Annotated in this window: 26 protein-coding genes, 1 tRNA gene and 1 pseudogene; 12 read left to right on the forward strand and 16 right to left on the reverse strand. The window is 67.2% G+C overall.

What is annotated here, in order from left to right; translation table 11 throughout:
- The coding region (locus JWM94_RS04320; RefSeq protein WP_367185865.1) for a Ppx/GppA phosphatase family protein at positions 1 to 660 on the reverse strand (660 nt) is incomplete at its 3' end.
- Positions 661 to 797: 137 nt separating this feature from the next.
- Here JWM94_RS04320 and JWM94_RS04325 point away from each other — a divergent pair.
- Positions 798 to 871: transfer RNA gene (locus JWM94_RS04325), tRNA-Gln, on the forward strand.
- Positions 872 to 882: 11 nt separating this feature from the next.
- Here JWM94_RS04325 and JWM94_RS04330 read toward each other — a convergent pair.
- Positions 883 to 1683, reverse strand: a complete 801-nt coding sequence (locus JWM94_RS04330; RefSeq protein ID WP_299422254.1) for a hypothetical protein — start codon at positions 1681 to 1683, stop codon at positions 883 to 885.
- A 127-nt stretch (positions 1684 to 1810) separates the two neighbouring features.
- Between JWM94_RS04330 and JWM94_RS04335 the strand changes: the two genes are divergently transcribed.
- The 6 genes from JWM94_RS04335 (at position 1811) to JWM94_RS04360 (ending at position 8039) form a co-directional block, all read left to right on the forward strand.
- Positions 1811 to 2509, forward strand: a complete 699-nt coding sequence (locus tag JWM94_RS04335) for a DUF4129 domain-containing protein (protein WP_299422256.1) — start codon at positions 1811 to 1813, stop codon at positions 2507 to 2509.
- A complete protein-coding gene (locus tag JWM94_RS04340; RefSeq protein WP_299422259.1) occupies positions 2506 to 3723 on the forward strand; it encodes a hypothetical protein in 1218 nt (405 codons plus the stop codon). The genes JWM94_RS04335 and JWM94_RS04340 overlap by 4 nt, the downstream gene beginning before the upstream one ends.
- On the forward strand, positions 3720 to 4676 hold the full coding sequence (locus tag JWM94_RS04345; RefSeq protein WP_299422261.1) for a MoxR family ATPase: 957 nt from the start codon (positions 3720 to 3722) through the stop codon (positions 4674 to 4676). Before JWM94_RS04340 ends, JWM94_RS04345 begins: the two co-directional genes overlap by 4 nt.
- Before the next feature lie 147 nt (positions 4677 to 4823).
- Positions 4824 to 6140, forward strand: coding sequence for a DUF58 domain-containing protein (locus JWM94_RS04350; RefSeq protein ID WP_299422263.1), 1317 nt, complete (start codon positions 4824 to 4826; stop codon positions 6138 to 6140).
- The gene (locus tag JWM94_RS04355; protein ID WP_299422265.1) at positions 6137 to 7168 is read left to right on the forward strand and encodes a stage II sporulation protein M; all 1032 of its coding nucleotides are present in this window, start codon (positions 6137 to 6139) and stop codon (positions 7166 to 7168) included. Before JWM94_RS04350 ends, JWM94_RS04355 begins: the two co-directional genes overlap by 4 nt.
- Positions 7152 to 8039, forward strand: a complete 888-nt coding sequence (locus JWM94_RS04360) for an RDD family protein (RefSeq protein ID WP_299422268.1) — start codon at positions 7152 to 7154, stop codon at positions 8037 to 8039. The genes JWM94_RS04355 and JWM94_RS04360 overlap by 17 nt, the downstream gene beginning before the upstream one ends.
- On the opposite strand, the gene JWM94_RS04365 is transcribed toward JWM94_RS04360, so the two are convergent.
- Positions 8036 to 8653, reverse strand: a complete 618-nt coding sequence (locus JWM94_RS04365; protein ID WP_367185866.1) for a TlpA family protein disulfide reductase — start codon at positions 8651 to 8653, stop codon at positions 8036 to 8038. The two genes, JWM94_RS04360 and JWM94_RS04365, sit on opposite strands and share 4 nt — an antisense overlap.
- A 7-nt stretch (positions 8654 to 8660) precedes the next feature.
- Here JWM94_RS04365 and argH point away from each other — a divergent pair, with 7 nt between their 5' ends.
- Genes argH through JWM94_RS04390 form a run of 5 tightly spaced genes read left to right on the forward strand, consistent with a single transcriptional unit; the run spans position 8661 to position 13247 of the window.
- Positions 8661 to 10040 carry an argininosuccinate lyase gene (argH, locus tag JWM94_RS04370; RefSeq protein WP_299422354.1) on the forward strand — a complete coding sequence of 460 codons (1380 nt, stop codon included), beginning with the start codon at positions 8661 to 8663 and terminating at the stop codon, positions 10038 to 10040.
- On the forward strand, positions 10037 to 10276 hold the full coding sequence (locus tag JWM94_RS04375; RefSeq protein WP_299422273.1) for a hypothetical protein: 240 nt from the start codon (positions 10037 to 10039) through the stop codon (positions 10274 to 10276). The genes argH and JWM94_RS04375 overlap by 4 nt, the downstream gene beginning before the upstream one ends.
- Before the next feature lie 3 nt (positions 10277 to 10279).
- Positions 10280 to 11542, forward strand: coding sequence for a diaminopimelate decarboxylase (gene lysA / locus JWM94_RS04380; protein ID WP_299422276.1), 1263 nt, complete (start codon positions 10280 to 10282; stop codon positions 11540 to 11542).
- Positions 11539 to 12297 (forward strand): NAD(P)-dependent oxidoreductase, encoded by a 759-nt coding sequence (locus JWM94_RS04385; RefSeq protein WP_299422278.1) that lies wholly within the window; start codon positions 11539 to 11541, stop codon positions 12295 to 12297. The genes lysA and JWM94_RS04385 overlap by 4 nt, the downstream gene beginning before the upstream one ends.
- Positions 12294 to 13247 carry a zinc transporter ZntB gene (locus JWM94_RS04390; protein WP_299422280.1) on the forward strand — a complete coding sequence of 318 codons (954 nt, stop codon included), beginning with the start codon at positions 12294 to 12296 and terminating at the stop codon, positions 13245 to 13247. The genes JWM94_RS04385 and JWM94_RS04390 overlap by 4 nt, the downstream gene beginning before the upstream one ends.
- Positions 13248 to 13254: 7 nt before the next feature.
- On the opposite strand, the gene JWM94_RS04395 is transcribed toward JWM94_RS04390, so the two are convergent.
- The 13 genes and pseudogenes from JWM94_RS04395 to JWM94_RS04455 all read right to left on the reverse strand — a co-directional run bounded on the left by JWM94_RS04395 (position 13255) and on the right by JWM94_RS04455 (position 22586).
- On the reverse strand, positions 13255 to 13794 hold the full coding sequence (locus JWM94_RS04395; RefSeq protein ID WP_299422283.1) for a response regulator: 540 nt from the start codon (positions 13792 to 13794) through the stop codon (positions 13255 to 13257).
- A gap of 10 nt (positions 13795 to 13804) precedes the next feature.
- Positions 13805 to 14227: a flagellar protein FliS gene (locus tag JWM94_RS04400; RefSeq protein WP_367185867.1), complete on the reverse strand. Its 423-nt coding sequence runs from the start codon at positions 14225 to 14227 to the stop codon at positions 13805 to 13807.
- Positions 14209 to 15684: a flagellar filament capping protein FliD gene (gene fliD / locus JWM94_RS04405; protein ID WP_299422285.1), complete on the reverse strand. Its 1476-nt coding sequence runs from the start codon at positions 15682 to 15684 to the stop codon at positions 14209 to 14211. The genes JWM94_RS04400 and fliD overlap by 19 nt, the downstream gene beginning before the upstream one ends.
- 64 nt (positions 15685 to 15748) lie before the next feature.
- Positions 15749 to 16876, reverse strand: coding sequence for a flagellar biosynthesis protein FlhB (locus JWM94_RS04410; protein ID WP_299422287.1), 1128 nt, complete (start codon positions 16874 to 16876; stop codon positions 15749 to 15751).
- Positions 16876 to 17649: pseudogene (gene fliR / locus JWM94_RS04415) on the reverse strand (flagellar biosynthetic protein FliR). Before fliR ends, JWM94_RS04410 begins: the two are co-directional and overlap by 1 nt.
- Position 17650: 1 nt before the next feature.
- Positions 17651 to 17920 (reverse strand): flagellar biosynthesis protein FliQ, encoded by a 270-nt coding sequence (gene fliQ, locus JWM94_RS04420; RefSeq protein ID WP_299422289.1) that lies wholly within the window; start codon positions 17918 to 17920, stop codon positions 17651 to 17653.
- Positions 17921 to 18054: 134 nt separating this feature from the next.
- Positions 18055 to 18966, reverse strand: coding sequence for a flagellar type III secretion system pore protein FliP (fliP, locus tag JWM94_RS04425; RefSeq protein ID WP_299422291.1), 912 nt, complete (start codon positions 18964 to 18966; stop codon positions 18055 to 18057).
- Positions 18963 to 19226, reverse strand: coding sequence for a flagellar biosynthetic protein FliO (locus JWM94_RS04430; RefSeq protein ID WP_299422294.1), 264 nt, complete (start codon positions 19224 to 19226; stop codon positions 18963 to 18965). The genes fliP and JWM94_RS04430 overlap by 4 nt, the downstream gene beginning before the upstream one ends.
- Positions 19226 to 19516, reverse strand: a complete 291-nt coding sequence (gene fliN, locus JWM94_RS04435) for a flagellar motor switch protein FliN (protein WP_299422297.1) — start codon at positions 19514 to 19516, stop codon at positions 19226 to 19228. Before fliN ends, JWM94_RS04430 begins: the two co-directional genes overlap by 1 nt.
- A complete protein-coding gene (locus JWM94_RS04440; protein WP_299422299.1) occupies positions 19513 to 20454 on the reverse strand; it encodes a flagellar motor switch protein FliM in 942 nt (313 codons plus the stop codon). The genes fliN and JWM94_RS04440 overlap by 4 nt, the downstream gene beginning before the upstream one ends.
- Positions 20455 to 20457: 3 nt before the next feature.
- Entirely contained in the window at positions 20458 to 21060 is a 603-nt protein-coding gene (fliL, locus tag JWM94_RS04445; RefSeq protein WP_299422301.1) for a flagellar basal body-associated protein FliL, read from the reverse strand.
- Positions 21061 to 21077: 17 nt separating this feature from the next.
- Complete coding sequence (locus JWM94_RS04450; RefSeq protein ID WP_299422303.1) at positions 21078 to 22142, reverse strand: flagellar hook-length control protein FliK; 1065 nt, start codon at positions 22140 to 22142, stop codon at positions 21078 to 21080.
- A gap of 42 nt (positions 22143 to 22184) precedes the next feature.
- Entirely contained in the window at positions 22185 to 22586 is a 402-nt protein-coding gene (locus tag JWM94_RS04455) for a hypothetical protein (protein ID WP_299422305.1), read from the reverse strand.
- Positions 22587 to 22590 lie beyond the last annotated feature (4 nt).

The following is a 22590-nucleotide window of genomic DNA, read 5'->3' on the forward strand; positions in this document are numbered from 1 at the left end:
CGCATAGGCATCCAGCCGCCCCTGCCGCGTCTCGGCATAGCCGATATGCTCGGTCAGCGATACGACGCCCCACGGCGCGCTGTGCCAGTCGAGCACGCGCGGGATGGCGGGTTTGGTATCGACCAGCACCAATTCGGTCGATCCGCCGCCGATATCGAAGATCAACGCCGGATCCTCACCCGGTTCGATCAGCGCATGGCAGCCGAGCACCGCCAGCCGCGCTTCCTCCTCGGCGGAGATGATGTCGAGCCGGATCCCGGTCTCGCGCCACGCGCGGTCGATGAAATCGGCGCCGTTGGCGGCCTGACGGCAGGCCTCGGTCGCGACCGAGCGCGACACGAGCACGTTGCGACGGCGAAGCTTGTCCGAACAGACCCGAAGCGCGGCGATGGTGCGGTCGATCGCCGCGTCGGACAGCCGCCCGCTCGACGCCAGCCCCTCGCCCAGCCGGACGATCCGCGAGAATGCGTCGACCACCGCGAATCCGTCGCCCTGCGGCCGCGCGATCAGCAAGCGGCAATTGTTGGTACCGAGGTCGAGCGCGGCATAATGCGGCGCGTCGTTCCAGCGCTTTTTGGGCGGGAGCGCCGGACGGGTCGTCGCCGGGCCCTGGGGCGCGGCGCCATGCCGGTGCGGCATTGGTGCGGGATGATCTCCCATGCCGGTGTTCTTTATGTTCTTGCGGTCCGGCCCAAAGCCCTCCGCTGCTTGGCGTCGGGACTAGCGCAATCGGCGTGACGCGACAAGCGCGGGGCCTTGACCCGTTCGGCGCCCTTGCCTAGAGCGCGGCCCGCTGCTGCCCGATCCTCTAATGGTAAGAGAGCGGACTCTGACTCCGTCAATCAAGGTTCGAATCCTTGTCGGGCATCCAGCTTTTCCCGATCAGGCGAAGATGTCGCTGAGCGACTCGCCGATCGCGCCTTCTTTCCATTCGCGCAGCTCGACATAGAGCGCGGTCGGGATCGCCGAGGCGAACACCGTCGTGACCGTCGCGATCAGACCCTGCACGATCAAAAACGCGATCGGCAGGCCGTCCTGCACCGCCCGGGCGAGGCCCTGTACGCCGTAGATCGCGACCATCGCCGCGCCCGACACCATCGTCGCGCCGATCAGGACCACCCAGACGATCAGCATCAGCGCGAAGATCGAGCCCTTGGCGCCGCTGGTCAGTTCGCTGCTGCGGCTGAGCGATCCGATCACGCCGTGGCGCTCGACCACGACGACCGGGCCCACCACCGACCACATCAGATAGAGGATCACGCCGGGGACGATCAGCAGCAGGAAGCCCAAACTGATGCCCAGCCCACCCAGGATCGCGACACCGAGCAGCGGCAGCGCGCGGCGCAGGCCGGTGCCGAGGCATTCGCCAAGCGTTGCGCGATCGCCCTCGGCCGCGGTCATCGTCGCGCGGACCAGCCCGCCCTGAACGATCAGGTTGAGCACCATGTTGGCGAGCGCCGACAGTGCCAGGATGATAAAATAGTCGCGTGGGCGCAACGCCCCGGTCCGCAACGGTTCGGCCAGCGTCTGTTGATAGTAACTGATCGCGGTCGACGGCAACGCGCCAAACACGAACGCGATCGTCAGCATGACGCCCGGGTTGCTGCCAATCGCGCTGAACGTGCGCGACAGGATGCGGCCGATCGACACGCTCCGCCCGGTTTGATTGTATTCCGCCGCCATGACCGTCCCCTTTGTCCCGGCGCAGAGACTGGCGCGCAGGTTCGTCCCTGTCCAGAGCATCTTAGCGGTTGCGCGGGCACCACCATCCGGTAAGCATCGTGCCCGTGAAGCCGGGGGTTGGAATTGCGTGAGCGGGGGTAACGAGCAAGCGGTCGCTGCGGCGCAGCGCCTGGCCGACGCGCATCGCGCGTTGCGCGACGATCCGGCGATGCAGTTCAGGATGGGCCCGGCGCCAATGCCCAAGCCGTTCGAAGTGCCCGGCTGGCTGCGCTGGTTGGCCGATGTTTTGAGACCCGTCGGCCGTTTCTTCCAATGGATCACCAGCCTGATGCCGGCGGCACCGCTTGCGCAGATCCTGTTATGGTCGGTGATCGTTATTCTGGCGCTGACGCTGGCCTGGCTGATCGTCGACCGCATCCGTTCGGGCGAGTGGCGCACGCCACTCCGCCGCAAGCGCGCGCGGCAAGTCGCGGTCGAGAACGCCGAGCAGGAATGGGCACCCGATTTCGCGCCGGCGCGGGCGTGGCTGGATGAGGCCGACGCGCTGGCCGCCCGCGGGCTCTACGCCGAGGCCGTGCATCACCTGCTGTTCCGCTCGGTCGAGGACATCCAGCGCCGCCGCCCGCGCGTCGTCCGGCCTTCGCTGACCAGCCGCGAGCTGTCCTCCGCCGCCGGCATCCCGGCGGTCGCGCGCGAACTGTTCGCGCGGATCGCCGGCTATGTCGAAAGCAGCCTGTTCGGCGGGCGGGCGGTCGTCGCCAACGACTGGATCAAGGCGCGCGCCGCCTATACCGACTTCGCGCTGCCGGGGCAGTGGAAGGCATGAGCGACGTCGCGATCGGCCGCGCTAGCGATGGCGGCGGCGAGCTGTTCCGGCTGCGCACAATCATCATCCTGGTGTGCGTCGGGGTCACCGCGTTCGCCGCGATGCTGATCGCCACAGCCTATGCACCGGGCACGACGCCGAAGGGCGATGGCGCGGCGCACGCTTTGTCCAATTCGGCTGTCGGCTATAGCGGGATCATCCGCCTCACCCAGGCCGCCGGGTACGACACACGCGTGATCCGCGACGACGATGGGCTCGACGGGCGCGGGTTGCTGGTGGTGACCCCCCAAACCGCCGACACGCCAATGGGCGATATCATCGCGCGCCGGGTAAAGCTGCCGACAATGGTGGTGCTGCCCAAGTGGGCGACGATCGCCGACAAAGCGCATCCTGGTTGGGTGAACTATCTCGCTTTGCTCCCGCCGAGCGAGCCCTACGGTGTGCTCGCGCCGGTCAACAAGCTGACGATCGTGCGCACCAAGAGCGGCGGGCGGCCATTGACCGCCACCGGCTTCCTCACCGACAGCGACATCGCGATCGCCGCGCCGCGCCCGCTCCAGACGATGACGGGCGCCAATCTGCACCCGCTCCTCACCGACAGCGAGGGCCGGATCGTGCTCGGCCAGATCGGCGAAGGGCCGTTCTACGTGCTCGCGGATGGCGATCTGTTGTCGAACATGGGAATGCGCGACGCGGGCAACGCGCAATCGGCGGTCGAACTGCTCAACCAGCTCAATGTCGAGAACGAGCCGATCTCGTTCGACGTCACGCTGGTCGGCCTCGGGCGCCAGCCTAACCCGTTGCGGCTGGCGTTCGATCCGCCTTTCCTGGCGATGACGCTGACCCTGGTGGCGGCGATGCTGCTCGCCGGATGGCAAGCGTTCGTGCGGTTCGGACCCGCGGTGCGCCGCGAGCGCGCGATCGCGTTCGGCAAGGCGGCGTTGGTCGACAATTCGGCGATGCTGATCCGCAAAGCGCGGCGTCAGGCGCGACTCGGCGGGCGTTATGTCGAGACGATCCGCGAGCGCGCGGTGACCGCGTTCGGCGTGCCGTCGCGACTGCGGGGGCAAGCGATCGACGCCTATCTTGATAAATTGAGCGGCCGCGCGAAGTTCAGCGACCTCGCGCAAGCCGCCGAACAAGCATCCGACAAGAACAGCCTGGTCGCCGCCGCGCAGGCACTACACGATTGGGCGAAGGAGAAAGCCAAGTGACAGTCGAAGAAGTCCGCAACCTGGCCGAGGCCATCCGGCAGGAAGTCGGCAAGGCCGTCGTGGGGCAGGAAGCGACGGTCGAGCTGATGCTCGTCGCGCTGTTCGCCGGGGGTCATATCCTGCTCGAAGGCCCGCCGGGCACCGCCAAGACGTTGCTCGCGCACAGCTTCGCGCGCGCGATCGGGATCAAGTTCGGGCGGATCCAGTTCACCCCCGATCTGATGCCCGGCGACATCATCGGCGCGAACCTGTTCAACTTCCAGACCAGCCAGTTCACGCTCACTCGCGGGCCGATCTTCACCGACCTGCTGCTGGCGGACGAAATCAACCGCACCCCGCCCAAGACCCAGGCGGCGTTGCTCGAAGCGATGCAGGAACGCACCGTGACGATCGACTGTGAGAGCCTGTCGCTCGGCGACCGTTTCATGGTGGTGGCGACGCAGAACCCGATCGAGCAGCAAGGCGTCTATCCGCTGCCCGAGGCGCAGCTCGACCGCTTCCTGTTCAAGCAGACGGTCGATTATCCGTCGGCCGCCGAGGAGCGCAAGATCATCGCCACGCATGGCGCGCGCGCCACCGCGATGGAGCCCGAAGGCTGGGGGGTCGAGGCGAAAGCCGATGCGAAGCAGATCGCGGCGGCGGTCGAGACGGCGGCAAGCGTCAAGCTGGTCGACGAAGTGATCGACTATATCGCCGGGCTGATTCGCGGCACGCGCGGCGTCGCCGACCTGGAGAGCGGGGCAAGCCCCCGCGCCGGGGCGATGCTGGCGGGTGCGGCGCGGGCGCGCGCCGCGCTCGACGGGCGTGACTTCGTCATACCCGACGACGTCAAGCAACTCGCGCCGGCTTTGCTGCGCCACCGCCTGATCCTGTCGCCCGCCGCCGAAATCGACGGCCGCGTGGTCGAGGACGTGGTGAAGGACATCATCGAACAGATCGAGGCGCCGCGGTGATAGTCCAAACCTTACTCCCCTCCCTCTCAGGGAGGGGCCGGGGGTGGGTGGCCGTATCGCGATACGGAGAGGTCGAACTGTCGGCCCGCGTAACGCCAGGCCTCCACCCACCCCTGACCCCTCCCTGGAAGGGAGGGGAATAAGGGTGTGATCTACCCGACGCGCCTTGCGGTGCTGGCGGCGGCGGCGGGGGCGCCCGTCGCGCTGCTGGTCGCCATGCAGATGGCCGATCTTTGGTACGCCGCGCTTGCCTGGCCCGCCTTGGTGCTGGTCGGCGTGCTGGTCGATGCGATCGGCGCGATCGGCGCGCGCGATGTCTCGGTGATACTCGCGCTGCCGCGTACCGCGAGCGTCGGCGAGGAGGTCGAGGCGACGGTCACCGTGACGATGCCGGGGCGTGGCGCCCCACGCCGCGCCGAGGTGGCGATCGCGAGCGATGCGCTGGTCGATTTGGTCGACGACGGACGCGCGACCGTCAGCCTCGACAAAGGGCGCGGCGCGGTCGTGCTCCCCGTCGAGACGCGGCGGCGCGGCACCGCGCGGTTCGGGCAGGTATGGGTGCGCTGGCGAGGGCCGCTCGGGCTCGCGTGGAAGGGCAAGCGCGTCGCCAGCGACGCGAGCCTGGCGATCCTGCCGGACATTCGCCCGGTCCACGAACGCGGCGCGCGGATTTTCCAGCGCCATGCGCTGCAAGGCTTGATGACGCAGCTCGACCGCGGCGACGGCACCGATTTCGACACATTGGTCGAATTCCGATCGGGGATGGACCGCCGCGCGATCGACTGGAAGCAGTCGGCGCGTCACCTCAAGCTCCATGCCAAGGAATATCGCACCGAGCGCAACAATCAGATCGTCTTCGCGGTCGATTCGGGGCGCCAGATGTCGGAGCCGGTGGCGGGCGTGCCGCGGATCGACCGCGCGGTGGCGGCGATGCTGCTGACCGGCTGGGTCGCGCTCAAGCTTGGCGACCGTGTCGCGCTGCATTCGTTCGATTCGCGCCCGCGCATCGCCAGCGGGCTGATCTCCGGCGCGGGCGCGTTCCCCGAACTCCAGCGGCTCGCCGCGCGGATCGATTATTCGGGCGACGAGACCAATTACACCTATGCGCTGACTACGCTCGCCGCGCGACTGACGCGGCGCTCGATGATCGTCCTGTTCACCGAGTTCACCGACCTGACCAGCGCCGACTTCATGATCCGCGCGACGGCTCGGCTGGCGCAGACGCATTTGCTGATGGTGGTCGTGCTGCGCGACGAGGAGCTCGAGGCGATCGTCGACCGCGCGCCGCGTACGTCGGACGATATTACGCGCGCGGTCACCGCCGCCGCGTTGCTCAAGGACCGGCTGCTCGCGCTGACCCGGCTGCGGCATCTCGGCGCGCACGTCATCGAGAGCGAATATGACAAGGTCGGCGACTGGCTGGTCCAGGGCTATGTCGATTTGAAGCGGAGGAATTTGCTGTGACCGCTTTCGTCGAGAGCCGCGTGCCGATCGTCAACGCGACTCGCTTCCGCGCGGCGCACGAGGCCGATTGGGAACGGCTCGACAAGATCGTCAGCGCGATCGAGAAGCGCGGCGTGCGTGGCGTGCCCGAACAGGCGCTGCTGGTGCTCCCGGTGCTCTACCGCTCGACGCTGTCGTCGCTGTCGGTCGCGCGCGAGACTTCGCTCGACAAGAGCCTGGTCGCCTATCTCGAACAGCTTTGCACGCGCGCCTATTTCCAGATCTACGGCGTCCCGACCTCCGCCTTGCGCCAGCTCGGCCATTTCTTCGCACGCAGCTGGCCGCGCGCGGTGCAGGCATTGTGGAAGGAGACGCTGGTCGCGTTCATCCTGACCGCGGCGGGGGCGATCGTCGCCTACCTGCTGGTGCGCAACAATCCGAGCTGGTTCTATATCCTGTTCCCCGACGGCATGGCGCAGGGCCGCGACCCGACCGCGACCGCTGCCTTCCTGAAGAACACGTTGTACGACGGCGGCGGCCCGGAAGCCGGGCAAAGCGCGCTGGCGCTGTTCGCGTCGTTCCTGTTCACCCATAACGCGCAGATCGCGATCACATCGTTCGCGCTGGGGTTCGCGTTCTGCGTGCCGACCGCCGGCCTCATCGTCTACAACGGGCTGATGCTGGGCGCATTGGTCGAGGTCTTCGCATCCAAGGGGCTGGCGTACGGCTTCATCGGCTGGCTGATGATCCACGGCACGACCGAATTGTTCGCGATCATGATCTCGGGCGCGGCGGGGTTCCGCATCGGGCTGGCTTTGGCCTTTCCCGGGCGCCAGTCGCGCGCCGACGCGGCGGTCGCGGCGGGGCGGTCGGCGGCGGTCGCGATGGGCGGGACGGTCGTGATGCTGGCGGTCGCCGGGTTGCTCGAAGGGATCGGGCGCCAGACCGTCACGTCGGACACCGCGCGCTACGCAATCGGCGGCGGGATGCTGCTCGGCTGGTTGCTCTATTTCTATTGGCCGCGGAGGGACGATGGCGCGGTCGCGTAAACCCCGGCCTACCGGCAACCCGTTCCGGCGCAGCTTCGTCACGCCCGAGGGCGTCGATCTGCGGATCGAGCTCGGTTCCGCCGGCGCGCGCGCGGGCGCGTTCATGCTCGACCTGCTGCTGATGCTGGTCGTGCTGATCGTCGGCTCGGTCGTCATCGGCTTGACCGCCTTCGCGGCGCGGTCGGTGCTGATGGGCGGATTATGGCTGATCGGGTTCTTCTTCCTGCGCAATTTCTGGTTCACGCTGTTCGAGATGGGCGGGCGCGGCGCGACACCCGGCAAGCGCATCGTCGGCCTGCGCGTCGTCGCGCGCGACGGGTCGCGGCTGACCGGCGGCGCGGTAATCGCGCGCAACGCGATGCGCGAGATCGAATTCTTCCTGCCGATCACCTTCTTCTTCGCGACGATCTTTCAGAGCGGCACCGACAAGATGATCTCGCTGGTCGCCTTGGTATGGAGCGGGATTTTCCTGTTCTTCCCATTGTTCAACCGCGACCGCTTGCGCGTCGGCGACTTGCTCGCGGGGACGTGGGTCGTGCAGCGCGTGCGGGGGAAGCTCGGCCACGATCTCGTCGCTTCGATCGCCGCGAGCGACCAGCCCCGCCGCAACTTCAGCGACCATGCGCTCAGCCTCTACGGCGAATTCGAATTGCAGACGCTGGAGGAAGTCCTGCGCAACGGCGACACCGACGCGCTGGTGACGGTTGCCGCCGCGATCCGCCGCAAGGCCAATCTGCCCGACGATGGGGACGATTACGGCTTCCTGTCGGACTATTACGCGGCGCTGTGCGCACGGCTCGAGCGCCAGATGATGGTCGGGTTGCGGCGGGCGGACAAGTTTTCGGAGGCGACGCGGGACCGCGCGGCCTAGTCAGCCTCCGCCAGCAATTCCCGCGCGGTCGGGCTGGTCCAGTCCATCCCGCCGGTCATCCGCCACACCTCCTTGCCCGACGCGTCGTACAGGATCGTCGTCGGCAGGCTTGGATTGCCGAGCGCGTAGGAGAAGCCGAGCTTGGGGTCGAGATACGGCTTGAGCGCCTTGAACTTGGCGGCTGCGAAATAGGGAGTCACGGCGGCGGCGCCGTTCAGATCCTGGCTGATCGTCACCACCGGCAATTTGCCCTCGGCGGCGATCGTGTCGAGCGCGGGCATCTCGATCTTGCACGGGCCGCACCACGTCGCCCACAAATTGAGCAGGAACGGCTTGCCCGTGAAGCTCGCGAGCGTCAGCTTTGCCCCGCCCGGGCTCTCGAACGCGGCGGCCGGGGCCGCCTCCCCCTTGTGCTCACGATCGAGCTTGCCGATCACATCGACCCCGTTGTCGGCGGGCGCGGTGGCTTCGTCCGGGGTCGGCACGCTGGCGTCGGCAATGTTGGCCGCCACGCCGTTCGCTTGCTCGTTCGCGGGCGATTGCCTATCGCAACCGGCGGTCAGCAGGACTGGCAAGAGGACGGGCAGCAACAGAGTGACTGAGCGCAAGACCACGAACTCCATGTGGGGGGGACGGTTCGCCGACGGGCCGGCCGCGGTGATGCGCGAGATAAATGCGTCGATCCCGTTCGACAAGCGATTGTGGCGGCAGGACGTGGCGGGGTCGAAGGCGCATGCCGCGATGCTGGGCGCGACGGGGATTCTGAGCGCGGCGGATGCAGCGACGATCGCCGACGGGCTCGACGCGGTCGCGGCGGATTACGAACGCGACGGGGTGCCCGACGATCTGGCGCTCGAGGACATCCACATGCTGACCGAGGCGCGGCTGGCCGAGAAGATCGGGGCGGTCGCCGGACGGCTGCACACCGCGCGGTCGCGCAACGACCAGGTCGCGACCGATTTCCGGTTGTGGGTTCGCGACGCGATCGATCAGGTTGGGGCGGCTTTGGGCGCGCTACAGGATGCGCTGATCGCGCGGGCGGACGAGCATGCCGATGCGGTGATGCCCGGCTTCACGCACCTCCAGTCGGCGCAGCCGGTGACGCTCGGTCATCATCTGATGGCGTATCACGACATGATCGCGCGCGACCGCAGCCGCTTCGCCGATGCGCGCGCTCGGATGAACCGGAGTCCCTTGGGCGCCGCCGCGCTGGCAGGAACCAGCTTCCCGATCGACCGCGACGCGACGGCCGCTACGCTCGGCTTCGACGGCCCGACCAGCAACAGCTTGGATTCGGTCAGCGACCGCGATTTCGCGCTCGACTATCTGATGGCGGCGACGCAGTGCGCGCTCCACCTCTCGCGCCTCGCCGAGGAATTCGTCATCTGGGCGTCGCAGCCGTTCGGGTTCGTCGCGATGTCGGATCAATGGTCGACCGGCAGCTCGATCATGCCGCAAAAGCGCAACCCCGACGCCGCCGAGCTCGTCCGCGGCCATGCCGGGCGGATCGCGGGGTGCATGACTGCGCTCGTCATCACGATGAAGGGCCTGCCGCTGGCCTATTCGAAGGACATGCAGGACGACAAACCACCGGTGTTCGAGGCGCACGACCTGCTTGGCATTTCGATCGCTGCGATGACCGGGATGGTCGAGACCGCGACCTTCCGCGCCGACCGGATGCGCGCGCTGGCGGAAAGCGGCTTCGCCACCGCGACCGACCTCGCCGACTGGCTGGTCCGCGAAGCCGGGGTGCCGTTCCGCGAGGCGCACCACATTACCGGGCGCGCGGTCAAGGCAGCGGAGGATGCCGGCGTGGCGCTCGACGCCGTGCCGATCGAAACGCTCAAGCAAATCGATGCGCGGATCGACGAACGCGTCTATGACGTGCTGAGCGTCGACGCGTCGGTCGCGAGCCGCACCAGTTTTGGCGGCACCGCGCCGACGAAGGTGCGTGAGGCGATTGCGGCGGCGAAGGCCGCGCGCACGGGAGAAGTGAAGTGAAGCGTCTGGTTGCCTTTGGCTTGATCCTCGCTCTGTCCGCATGCGGCGCCGCGCGCGAGCTGAAGCCGGCCGAGGGCAAAGCGCTGCCGATCGCCCCCTATGGCGCCACCACGACGCCGACGCCGAGCAAGTTGCTCACCGCTTCGACCCAGGCGCGGCCCGAGCGCAGCGACGAATTGCTCAAAAGCTCCGAAGAGCGCCAGGGCAACGAATTCGACTTGCCGCCCGCGAACTGAGGCGTGGACCATTTCAATCTGCGGAACGGCGAGATGTACGCCGAGGATGTCCCCATGGCGCGGATCGCAGCCGAGGTGGGAACGCCGGTCTATGTCTATTCGCGCGCGACGTTCGAGCGCCACGCCCATGCTTTTCGCGACGGGTTGAGGGACTGTCCCCGAGTCCACCTCGCTTATGCGATCAAGGCCAACCCCAACCTGGCGGTGCTGCGGCTGATGGCCAATGCCGGGTACGGCGCCGATGTCGTGTCGGGCGGCGAGCTCGAGCGCGCGCTGGCGGCGGGGATGCCAGCGCATGACGTGGTGTTTTCGGGGGTGGGCAAGACCCGCGACGAATTGGCGCAGGGGCTCGATCGCGGGATCGGACAGTTCAACCTCGAGCTCGAGGCCGAAGGCGTCGCGCTGTCGGAGATCGCCGCCGCACGCGGCCAGCGCGCGCCGTGCGTGCTGCGGGTCAATCCCGACGTCGATGCCGGTACACACGCCAAAATCTCGACCGGCAAGGCCGAAAACAAGTTCGGCGTCGCGATCGCCGACGCGCCCGCCATCTACGCGCGGCTGGCGGCGCTACCCGGGCTGAACCTGCGCGGCGTCGCCTCGCATATCGGCAGCCAGTTGCTCAGCCTCGGGCCGATGGAGGCCACATACCATCGCATCGGTCAGCTCGTCGCCGAGCTTCGCGCCGCCGGACACCGCGTCGATCGCGTCGATCTCGGCGGCGGCCTCGGCGTCGCCTATCGCGCCGAGGACAAGCCGGTATGGCCTGCCGAGTACGGCGCGATGGTCGCGCGGGTGACGCGCGAATGGGACGTCGAATTGATGTTCGAGCCCGGGCGCGTGATCGCGGGCAATGCCGGCGTGCTGCTCACCAAGGTGATCTGGGTGAAGCCATCGCCCGCCAATCCGTGGGTGATCGTCGATGCGGCGATGAACGACCTCGCCCGCCCGGCGCTGTACGACGCGTGGCACGATTTCGTCGCGGTCAGGCCGACCGGCGAGCGCTTCGTCGCCAATATCGCAGGTCCGGTGTGCGAGAGCGGCGACACCTTCGCCAAGGCGCGCGACATCGACCTGGTCAAGGAAGGCGACCTCGCGATCTTCCGCACCGCCGGCGCGTACGGCGCGACGATGGCCTCGACCTATAACAGCCGCGCGCTGGTGCCCGAGGTGATGGTCGACGGCGACCGCTATGCTATCGTCGCCGAACGCATCCCGGCCGGGCGGATCATGGCCGAGGAGCATGTGCCGGAATGGCTGACGGCGTGACCCTGCACAGCCTGCCGATCTTCGTTCGGCTGACGGGACGGCCGGTGATGCTGATCGGCGACGGCGAGGCAGCGGACGCCAAACGGCGGTTGCTCGAGCGTGCGGGCGCGATGGTCGTCGGCGAGGACGCGCAAGCCGCGCTGGCGATCGTTGCGCTGGACGATCCCCAGGCGACGGTGGCGCGGCTCAAGGCGCGCGGCGTGCTGGTCAACGCGGTCGATCGGCCCGATCTGTGCGACTTCACCTTACCCGCGATTGTCGACCGCTCGCCGGTGATCGTCGCGGTGGGCACCGGCGGTGTTTCGGCTGGCTTGGCGGCGGCGTTGCGGCAGCGGCTGGAAATTATGTTGCCGACCGCGTTGGGTGAGTTGGCCGAAAAGGCGCAGGCGCTACGCGTGAAATTTCCCGATAGCCGCCAGCGTCGAGCGGCGATCAGCGAAGCGCTGGACGATTATCTCTCGCCGTATCTCCGCGGAAGCGGGGATCCAGAGCCACATGTCGCATCGCTCGCGACTCTGGATTCCCGCTTTCGCGGGAATACGGTGGTGAGGTTTGTCCTGGAGTCAGCCGACCCCGACGACCTCACGCTGCGCCAAGCCCGCGCACTCTCCCAGGCCGATCGCGTGCTTCACGCGCCCGGCGTCCCCCCCGCCATCCTCGACCGCGCGCGCGCCGATGCGCCGCGGATCGTTTCCCTTGCCCCGCCGGTTGACCCCGGCGTCGGACTGACCGTGTATCTGGAGATGGCGCGATGAGCGGCTTTGCGTTTCAAGTCAGCGCGGTCGGCAAGGCGAAGAAATGCGGCATCAAGAATGCGTTGTCGGCGCGCAACGGGTTCGTCTGGGTCCATTTGTCGACCAACAACGAGCACGCGCAGGAGTGGTTGGCCAACACCGCCAAGCTCGACGATTATCTGGTCGATGCGCTGACCGCGACTGAAACGCGGCCGCGTTGCGAGCAAGTCGGTGAAGGGGCATTGCTCAACTTGCGCGGGCGGTCCGATGACGAACTGACCTCGTCCGATCCGCTCGCTTCGGTGCGGATTTGGGCGATCGACCGCCGGGTCATCTCGGTCACGCGCAAGAAGCTGCTCGCGGTCGATACGGTGGAACATTGCGTCGCCGAGGGCAACGTGCTCGATCCGGGTGACCTCATCACCGAATTCGCCACCGCGATCACCAGCGATCTCGATCCCGACGTCGCGCAACTGGGCGACGATCTCGACGAATGCGAGACTCAGCTCGACGCCGAAAAAGTGTTCGAACTGCGCCGCACCGTGTCGCGCGTGCGCGTCCAGTCGATCGGGTATCGCCGCTTTCTGGCGCCGCAGCGCTCAGCGCTTGAAAAGCTCGCGACGCTGCCCGTCGGGTGGCTCTCCGACGACGACCGCTTGCATTTGTCCGCCGCCGCCGACCGCGCCGCACGGATGGCCGAGGAGCTGGAGAGCATCCGCGAGCGCGCCGCGCTGACCCACGAGGCGCTGACCGACTTGCGCGCCGAACAGATCGACCAACGCAGTCTGATCATTTCGATCGCCGCGATGATCTTCCTGCCGCTGACCTTCCTGACCGGGTTGTACGGGATGAACGTGCGCGGGCTGTGGCTGGCCGATCAGCCCTGGGCGTTCGATGCGATCGTCGGGATTTGCGTGCTGACCGCAGTGGGCGTGACCGGCTATTTCGTCCGCAACCATTGGTTGCGGTGACCGAACGCTAGGCCTTCAGACGCGCCACTTCGGCGATCAGCCGCTGACGCTCGGCGCGGACGGCGGCGAGTTCGGCGCGCGCTTCGCCCAATTCCATCGCCCGCGCGGCGATGCGGGCATCGAGCGCGGCGTTGGAGCGCTTGAGGTCGGCGATCCGCCGGGACCGTGCCAGTGTGCGCTCGATCCGTGCCGCGAGCACATCGAAGTCGAACGGCTTGGCGAGATGGTCGTCGGCCCCTGCCGCCAATGCCTCGATCGCCGCTTGGGGATCGCTCCGCGCCGTGACCACGATCACCGGCAAATCGGAGGTTTCGGTGCGCGAGCGCAGTTCAGCGAGCACCTGGATGCCGCTCATGCCAGGCATCACCAAGTCGAGCACGACCAGGTCGAAGCCGCGTCCGGCAATCATGTCGAGCGCCTCACCACCATTGTCGACCAGCGCGGTAAGGTAGCCCAGGCCGGTTAGCCGCTCGCCAATCACGTTCAGATTGGTGCGGCTGTCATCGACCACTAGGATCGTGCGCACTGGCTGATTGGGACTACCCACCTCTACCCCCTCACGCTGCCGCGCGAACCTGTGCCCAGGCGGCCGCGATTTCTTCGAGGCTACCGGCGACGTCGCGAAACGGGCGCGGATCCTGCCCGATACTGGCATCGACTATCGTCGCGCGTGCGCCGCCGTACAGCCGCGCCAGCGTATGCGACACATCGCCGCCCAGGTCAAAATCGAGACCGGCTTCGAGCGCGAACAGGATCGCGGTGGCGCGCGTCACCTTCTCGCTCTTGAGCGCGTAATCGCGCTTCTCGGTCGCCCAGGCGGCGACGCGCAACGCGCGGACCAGTTCGTCGTACAGCAATTGCACCAGCGCCGGCCCGTCGGCCTCCGCGGTGCGCCCGACCAGGTCGATCTGACGGTATTTGGTGTAGGGGTCGGCCCCCAACGCGGTCGCGTAGCCGGGCATCAGTTTGACTTGTTCCACGCGTCGATCTGGTTCTTCAGGAACGACTGGGTGGATTTATACGCCGCGACTTTGGAATTCATGCTGGCAAATTGCTGGGTCAGCCGGGTGGTCATCGCGTCCGACTGGGTCGCGATCGAATCCTGCGCCTTCGCCACCGCCGACGCCTGTTCGTTATAGCGCTTGGCCGACGCGCCCAGCCCGTAAAGCGTGCTGCTGGCGCCGAGTGACACCGAGTTGAGCGCGGCGGTCAGCCCATCGGTGCTGGTGGTCGAGAATGCGAACATCGCCTCGACCGCGTCGGGCGAATTGGCAAGCGCGCGCGTCACCGTCGCGTCGTCGACCGACAGCGTGCCGTTGCGGTTGGTCTTGACGCCGATCTCGCCCAGCGTGGTCGGGGTGCCAGCGGCGACGTTCGACAGCACCGGCTTGGTCGTCAGCGCGCGCAACGAACGAAGCAGAGTCTGCGCCGCAGCGTCGCCGCGCAGTGGGCCGGTTTGCGGATCGAGCTGCTCAGTCAGCGTCTTGAGCACTTCGTTATAGGTATCGACGAAATCGCTGATCGAGCTTTTGAGCGCGTCGGTCGGGGTGCTGCTGGTCAGCGCGACGGCGCTATTGCTGGTGCCGGTCAGTTGCAGCTTCACACCCGCGACCAGATCGCTGATCGTGTTCGACGCGCGTTCGACCGCGACGCCGTCGACGCTCAGCCGCGCATTCTGCGCGCCAGCGGTCAAAGCGGTGCCGGTGGCACCGACGCCGACGTTGAGCTGCGCGAGATTGCCCGATGGATCGTCGGTCGCCTCCAGGTTGAACGCCTGTGCCGCGCCAGTCGCGCCCTTGAGCGATAGATAAGCGCTGCCATCGGCGTCGGTGACCACCGAGGCGGTGACGCTCGCTTTCTTGGCGTTGATCGCGGCGGCGATGCCGTCGAGGCTGGTCGCGCCCGCCGCGATATCGATCGTCACCGGCGTGCCGCTGCCCGCGGCAAAGCCGGTCATCGCCGTTTTGTCGCTATTGTACGTCGCGGTGCCGAGCGTCAGCGTCAGCGTGCCGGTGCCGAGCGCGCTGGTGCGCGTCGCGACGGCGGTGGTGGTGCGGGTGGCCTGGCCGGTTGCGAGTTGGCTCACTGTCACCGAGGTCGACAGTCCGGCGAGCTTTGCCCCCGACAGTGCCGATGCGGTCAAGATGCTGCTGTTCGACGAGACCGGCTGGCTCTGCAACGTCCCGCCGGTCGCTAGCCCCTTGAGCGCGCTGGCGAACTGACTGACCGTGCTCATCAGCGTCGAAGTCGCCGAAATCTGCGCGGTGATGTCGGTGGATTTCTGGGTCAGCGCGCCCGTCTTGGCGGCGAATTGCGCCTGGACGAGCGACGCCACCAGCGATGCGGTATCGACCCCCGACCCGCTCGACAGCGAACTGAACAAGGATTGCGCGGCTGAAGCGGTTACGCTGCTCGCGCTTGGGGTGGTCGTTGGCACTATGATATCTCCGCGCGCGTCGGATCATAGAACGGCCGGACGCCCGCAATTTTTAGCTGTTTCCTCATTGCCGGACGCCGTCTTCGTCGAACCGTGCGGTGGCCGGGACGTCGATGCTGGGTTGCGCCGCGCCGGCGCGCGCGTTGAGGTTGAAAACAAAGGCCAAAACGGTGGCGATCGCAGCGTAGAGATCGTCGCGAACCTCCTGCCCCTCGCGGCTGGTGTAATAGACCGCACGCGCCAGCGCGGGGTATTCGAGGATCGGCACCTGTTCCTCGCCCGCGACATCCCGGATCGCCAGCGCGGTGACGCCGCGGCCCCGGGCGACCACGACCGGCGCAACGTCGCTCTCACGATCGTAGCGCAACGCGACCGCGAAATGGGTCGGGTTGGTGAGGATGACATGCGCGGAGGCGACCGCGCTGCGTACGTTGCGGCGGCTCATCTCGCGCTGACGCTGACGGAGGTGCTGCTTCGCCTCGGGCGAACCCTCGGTTTCCTTATGCTCGTCGCGGATTTCTTGCTTGGTCATCTTGAGCTTGGCGAGCAGCCGGACGATCTGGATCGGCAGATCGACGCCCGCGATGATGACGAGGCCGCCCGCCATCACGAACAAGATGGTGATGAACGTCCCCGACAGCGCGCCGACCGCACCCGCGACATCGGCCGACGAGGCCAGCCCCATCGTCGGCTGCGCGGTACGCCAGAGCAGCCAGGCGCCGATCCCGCCGAGCAGCACGACCTTGAGCAGCGACTTGCCGAGTTCGATCCAGCCGGTCGGGCCGAAGATCCGCTTGAGCCCCGACGCGGGATTCACCCGCGAGAATTTGGGCTGAAGCAGCGTGCCGTTGAAGCGGAACGAGCCGAGCCCCGCCTGGCTGAAGATCGCCGCCGCCATCGCGATCAGGAACAGGCTGCCGATCGCCGGCGCCAGTCCGAGGCCAGCCTGAGCCAGCGGCTTCATCGGCGACCAATCCTCGATATCGCCACGCCCGAAGCGGAAGCTCGCCTGCATGATGCCTTCGCACGCATGAACGAGAGACTGCCCGAACAGCGCCAGCCAGCCGCACCCCGCAAGCACGATCAATGCCGTCGCGAACTCGCGCGACTTGAGGACATCGCCCTTGTCGACCGCGTCCTTGCGACGCTTGGCTGTCGGCAGCTCTGTCTTGTCGCCTTCATATTCCGCCATCAGCCGAACACCAGGCGTTGCGCGGCATCGAGCCCTTCCTGGACGATGACGAGCATGTAATCTCCCATCGCCGGCATCGCGAGCGCGAGCGCGACGACCCCGACCGCGAGGCTGGCGGGTAGCCCGACCGCAAACAGGTTGAGGCTGGGTGCGGCGCGGCTGATCATCCCGACGATCAGGTTGAGGCACAGCAGCAGGAAGCCGACCGGCAGCGCGAGCAGCAGCCCGGCGGCGAAGGTATAGCCGCCGAAAAACGCGATATCCTTGAGCCGCTAGGGCGCGAGCCATGCGCCGCCCGGTGGCAGGATCGTGTAGCTGCGCACCAGCATGTCGACGAGCACGAGGTGACCGTTCACCGACAGGAACAGCAAGGTCATCAGCACCGACAGGAACTGGCCGAGTGCCGGGGTCGAACGCCCGTTTTGCGGATCGATCGCCGAGGCGAACCCGATCCCCATCGAGGTGCCGATCACTTCGCTCGCGATCATCGGCGCGGCGAACGCGATTTGAAGCACGAAACCGATCGCCAGCCCGATCAGGGCTTCGGCGGCGACGCTCAGGATGGTGGCCACCCCGAAAATCTCGGCGGGCGGCACGACCGGGTGGACCGCGAGCACCAGCACGCCGATCGCGCCCGACAACGAGATTCGCACCGGTAGAGGAATCGACACCGCGCCGAACACCGGTGCCGCGACGAACGCCGCCCCGATCCGCACCATCACGAACACGAGCGCCCAGAGCTGGGGTTCGACGGACAGGCCGAAGCCCAGCACGTTATTTCACCAGATCGGGGATGCGCCCGAAGATATCGATCGTGAAATCGCTGAGCAGCCCCATCATCATCCCGCCGAAGATCACGAGCGCGATCCCGACGACGAGCAGCTTGGGGACGAAGGTCAGCGTCTGCTCGTTGATCGAGGTCGCAGCCTGAACCATGCCGAGGATCAGCCCGGCGAGGAGCGCGGGGATCAGCACCGGCGCGGCGGCGAGCGCCAGCACCCACATCGTCTGGTCGGCGACACCCAGGAAGTAATCGGCGTCCATCGGTCAGTTGATCCGGTATTTGGGGTCGCTGCCCGCGGGCACGGCAAGCCACCACGCCACTACGGGGCGCTGGCCCGGGCGAAGCGGGAGGCGAAACGCGTTTGGCGCAAACGGCGGTGAAGCGGGCGTCATCGCTAGGTCGCGAACGAGCCAGCGAGGCTGCCCATCATCATCGCCCAGCCATCGACCAGCACGAACAGGAGCAGCTTGAACGGCATCGAGATGATCGTGGGCGACATCATCATCATGCCGAGCGACATGAGCACGGTCGCGACCACCAGGTCGATGACGATGAACGGCAGGAAGATCAGGAACCCGATCTGGAACGCGGTCTTCAGCTCGCTGGTGATGAACGCCGGGAGCAGCACCGCATAGGGTACATCGACCGAATTCTTGTACGGGCCCGACTTCGCCATTTGCGCGAACATCGTCAGATCCTTGACCCGCGTCTGCTTGATCATGAACGCATGGAGCGGCGCGCCCGCGCGGCTGATCATCTCGGTGCCCTGGATCTGGCCGGCCGAATAAGGCTGGATCGCCTGGGTGTTGATCTGGTTGATCGTCGGCGCCATCACGAACAGCGACAGGAACAAGGAAAGCCCGATCAATACCTGGTTGGGCGGAGTCTGTTGCAGGCCCAGCGCCTGGCGCAGGATCGACAGCACGATGATGATCCGCGTGAAGCTGGTCATCATCAAGAGCAGGCCCGGCAGGATCGTCAGCAGCCCCATGATGATGAGGACTTGCAGCGAGAGCGACAGCGGCGCCCTGGCCGCGCCATTGGTCGCGGCAGCAGTGTTCTGGCCGCCCAATTGACCCAGCGCGCGATCGACCGCGTCACCGACGCCCGGCGTGGCGGCGGGTGCCGGCGCGCCGACGGTCGGCGCGGTCGGCGCGGCTTGCGCGAAGGCGGGCACCGCGACGACCAGCAACGCGATCGCGGCCAGCGCGATCAGCAAGATCCTGGCGAGCGGATTGCGATTTGGCGTCGATACCGGCGCGCGAAAAAGCGACGGGCCATCGGTCAGGCGGCGAACGAGCGTCACGGCGCGCTATCCCCGGCCTTGTCGATCAACGTGACGCCGCCCTTGCCGACCGAGACCAGCAGCTTGCGCCCCTCGAACTCGAGCACCGCGAGGCGAAGCCCCGGCGACAGCATCATCGTTTCCTGGACCTTGAGCATGCGCGTCGCCTGCTGCTTGGTCATCCGGCCTTCGAGCCGGCGCCACAGGTACAGGCAACCGATCATCAGCCCGCAGACCAGCGGCAGCAGGACGACCAGCTTGAGGATATAGCTCCAGAGCATCAGCCGCGCTTTTCGGGACTGACCAGCTCGGTCAGGCGCACGCCGAAACGCTCACCCACCGTGACGACTTCGCCGCGGCCGATCAGCGTGCCGTTGACGAAAACGTCGAGCAATTCGTTGGCGGCGCGGTCGAGCTCGATCACCGAGCTTTCGCCGAGCGCGAGCAACTCGCGCAAGGTCAGCTGGGTCTGGCCGATCTCCACCGTCAGCTTGACGTCGACGTCCTGCAGCAGCCGAAAATTGGCCGCCATATTGGAGTCGACCGGGAAAGTACCGGACATGTCGGTCATGCGAGTTCCTCTGCGTTGAGCGTGAGTGTGTTGAGCCGGATCGCGGCGCGACCGTTGGAGGTACCGACGGTGCCCGTGCCGAGCCGCCCCTTGGCGACCATAACGGGCACGTCGGCGGCGACGGTGATCGGGATCACGTCGCCTTCCTTGAGTTCCATCAATTTGGCGAGACTGATCAACGGCTCGGCGAGCACCGAGCGGACGGGGAAGGTCACCGTCATCATCGCCTTGGCGAGGCCGTTCTGCCACGCCGGGTCGGGTGCGGCGCCGAGCACCTTGCCGGTCAGCGAGGGAGCATATGGCTTGAGCGCCTGGACCGGGTAAACGATGTCGACGAACACCGGCTTGTGCGACCCCTTGGCGATCCCGAAGCGAGTCAGGACGACCGGATCGTCCCCGTCGATCCCGGCGATCATCGCGGCATTGCCCTCGACTCGGCCGGGAATGAAAGCGAGCTTGGCAAGCGGTTCCCAGGCCGAGGCCATCGGGACGGCGATCATCGTGCCTAGCCGCTGAAACATCGCTTCGGTTGCGGGTGAGAATTCGGTCGGCATGTCGTGCGGCGCCGCTCCATTGCCGCCGAAGAACAGGTCGAGCAGTTCGAGGCTGAACTTGCCGTCGATCACCAGCAGCGCCTGGCCGTTGCCTGGGCTCATCGCCAGCGGCACCCAGCCCGTCAGCCCCTCGGGACGCTCCGCGCGGTAATCGGCGAAGCGCTGAACCGACAGCGGCTCGGCCCACAGCCGCAGCTCGTGCCGCAGCAAGGGCTCGAACACGTGGCGCAGACTGCGCGCGAGGCGCGCCGACAGGTGCTGCAGCGTGTGGAGATCGCCGAACGGGTTGAGGTTTGCGCCACCCAATGCGGCCGCATGCGACGCGCTGTTGCGCGGCCGCTCGCGGCGGTCCTCGTCGGACTTGGTTGGCGTGTCGTTAACCATGTCTCACTGAACAACGAAATTGGTAAAGTAAGTGTTACTGATGCCGCCGAATCCTTCTTTCTGCTTGAGCGTCGCGTTGATCGCGGCGGTCAGCCGGGCGGCGAGGCGCTTCTTGCCGTCGGAGGTGAAAACCTCGTCTTCGGTCGCATCGCCGAGCGCCATCAGGATCGCCGAACGCACCGCGATCTCGTTGGTTTTGAGGTTCTCGATCACGGTGTCGTCGTACGGCGTCGACACCGCGATCCCGACCTGGACGTAATGGACGCTGTCCTGCAGGTTCGACGTGAAGTCCTTGTCGAGCGGATAGTAATTGGAAGCGTATTGGTCGCCGCCCGAGCCCGCCGGGGGGGCCTTGCCGCCACTCTTGGCCTCGCCTTCCTTGCCCTCGCCGCCGCCGCCGCGCTTCTGCTCGCTCTTGGGCACCAGCTTATAGCCTGCAACCTCGGCCGCAGTCTTGGCTCCGCCGCCGCCGCCGATAAAGCCGAGCGCGTACGCGCCGCCCGCGCCGCCGCCGGCCACGACCAGCACGAGCAGCATCAGGATCAGCTTGCCCTTACCCTTTTTCTTGGGCTTTTCGGCGACCTCGGTTTCGGGATCGTCACTCATTCACTTGTCCCCCAATTTCACGCGATACGGCCGTCATCGACGGCGTGATTGTCGTCATCGCCGGATGCGGCGAGGTGGTTGCTGATGTTCTGCTGGCGCTCGACGTCCGGGCGCGGGCGCTGGTCGCCCTGCCCGCTCAGATCGACGCTGGTGCCCGACAAACGGATGCCGCGCGCTTCGGCGGCGGCGGCCAGTTGCGGCGCGGCGTCGGCGATCAGGGTGCGCGTGGTCGGCTGCTCGGCGGTGAAGCGGACGCTGATCGCGCCGTCGGTATGCGTGCGCAGCGACACATCGACACGGCCCAGCGCTTCGGGCTTGAGCCGGATCGAGGTGTCGTTGGCGTTCGCGTTGTCGCGCAGCGCCTCGATGTGATCGATCATCTTTTGCGGCCAGTCCTGGCGCCCGAGATCGAGCGCCTGGCGCTGCGCGTCGCCGGTTGGTGCGACAGGTACCGCCACGGGCTGCGACAGCGTGGTGACGGATGCGCTCGGCGTAGCCTTCACGTCGTCCTCGCGCGCATCGAGAGATTGCCCCAAAGCGAACAATGCGGGCAACGCGACGGCGACGGGCAAAACGACGGGCAACGGGGCGACCGGCCCGATCATGACGTTCGGATCGAAGGATTTCGGGGCCGGCGTGATCGGTACCCCGTCGATCGCCGGCGGGAGCGGCAGGTCAGGTTGCGGTTGGTTGACGGTTGGCGGGGTCTTGCCGGGCGGGAGCGCCGGCAAGGTCGGGATGTCGGTTCCGGCCACCTTGGGATCCAGCCCGCGCATGACCGGCGTCTTCCCCGCCAACACCGCCGCCGTGACGGGCGGCGGCGTATCTGCCGGCATTGCGCCGAACAGCCAGGCCAGCGCTGGATCGATCTTGTCCTTTTCCGGCAAAATCTTGCCGGTCGCGGCATCCGTTTGCCGTTCGGAATTGCCCGATTTCGCGGCTGGCGCAGGCACGACGATCTTCCCGATCATCAAGTCGATAAATGCCGAAAGACTCGGCACCCCGGAAGCGAGCACCGAGGGCGGCGCGACCTTCGCAGGCAGCGCGACCGGGCTGGCGGCAGGACTGGTTAAACCCGACATTGGACCCCTATCGCAGGGCGTGCACTGCCCCGCGTGGAGAGTTCAGCAAGGATCGTGCCGGATTTTGCGCAGAGGCGGCGCGACTTCGAGCGCGCGGATGGCTTTGAGCACCGCCTCGGCGTCGGCGCGGGCCATCAATTTCTCGATCGCGCTCTGGTCGCGGCGCGCTTCGCGGGTCGCTTCGGCGGCGCGGTCGGCGGCGCGGTCGGCCTCGATCAGCCGCGCTTCGGCCATTTCGGCGGATTGCTGGAGCCGCGAGCGGAAATGCGCCGCCGCGACCAGCGCGAAGCCATTGCCCCCGGTCGGTGCGGGCGCGACATTCTCGGCCAGGCGAGCGATGCGGTGCGCGAGATCGGCTTCGCTGGCGCGCTTGTCCTGCGCCTGCGCTTCGGCGGCGCGAGTCATCCCCAGCTGCAGCGTGCGGACGCGCAGCAGCCGGTCCAATTGT

This window comes from Sphingomonas bacterium, from assembly GCF_028289855.1.
Classification (GTDB): domain Bacteria; phylum Pseudomonadota; class Alphaproteobacteria; order Sphingomonadales; family Sphingomonadaceae; genus Sphingomonas.

Bases quoted from the DNA above. Each gene is read 5' to 3' on its own strand.
- JWM94_RS04330 (WP_299422254.1), bottom strand. From the start codon at position 1,683: ATGGCGGCGGAATACAATCAAACCGGGCGGAGCGTGTCGATCGGCCGC.
- JWM94_RS04340 (WP_299422259.1), top strand. From the start codon at position 2,506: ATGAGCGACGTCGCGATCGGCCGCGCTAGCGATGGCGGCGGCGAGCTG.
- JWM94_RS04360 (WP_299422268.1), top strand. From the start codon at position 7,152: ATGGCGCGGTCGCGTAAACCCCGGCCTACCGGCAACCCGTTCCGGCGC.
- argH (WP_299422354.1), top strand. From the start codon at position 8,661: ATGTGGGGGGGACGGTTCGCCGACGGGCCGGCCGCGGTGATGCGCGAG.
- JWM94_RS04390 (WP_299422280.1), top strand. From the start codon at position 12,294: ATGAGCGGCTTTGCGTTTCAAGTCAGCGCGGTCGGCAAGGCGAAGAAA.
- JWM94_RS04410 (WP_299422287.1), bottom strand. From the start codon at position 16,876: ATGGCGGAATATGAAGGCGACAAGACAGAGCTGCCGACAGCCAAGCGT.
- fliQ (WP_299422289.1), bottom strand. From the start codon at position 17,920: ATGGACGCCGATTACTTCCTGGGTGTCGCCGACCAGACGATGTGGGTG.
- JWM94_RS04430 (WP_299422294.1), bottom strand. From the start codon at position 19,226: ATGCTCTGGAGCTATATCCTCAAGCTGGTCGTCCTGCTGCCGCTGGTC.
- fliN (WP_299422297.1), bottom strand. From the start codon at position 19,516: ATGACCGACATGTCCGGTACTTTCCCGGTCGACTCCAATATGGCGGCC.
- JWM94_RS04440 (WP_299422299.1), bottom strand. From the start codon at position 20,454: ATGGTTAACGACACGCCAACCAAGTCCGACGAGGACCGCCGCGAGCGG.
- fliL (WP_299422301.1), bottom strand. From the start codon at position 21,060: ATGAGTGACGATCCCGAAACCGAGGTCGCCGAAAAGCCCAAGAAAAAG.
- JWM94_RS04450 (WP_299422303.1), bottom strand. From the start codon at position 22,142: ATGTCGGGTTTAACCAGTCCTGCCGCCAGCCCGGTCGCGCTGCCTGCG.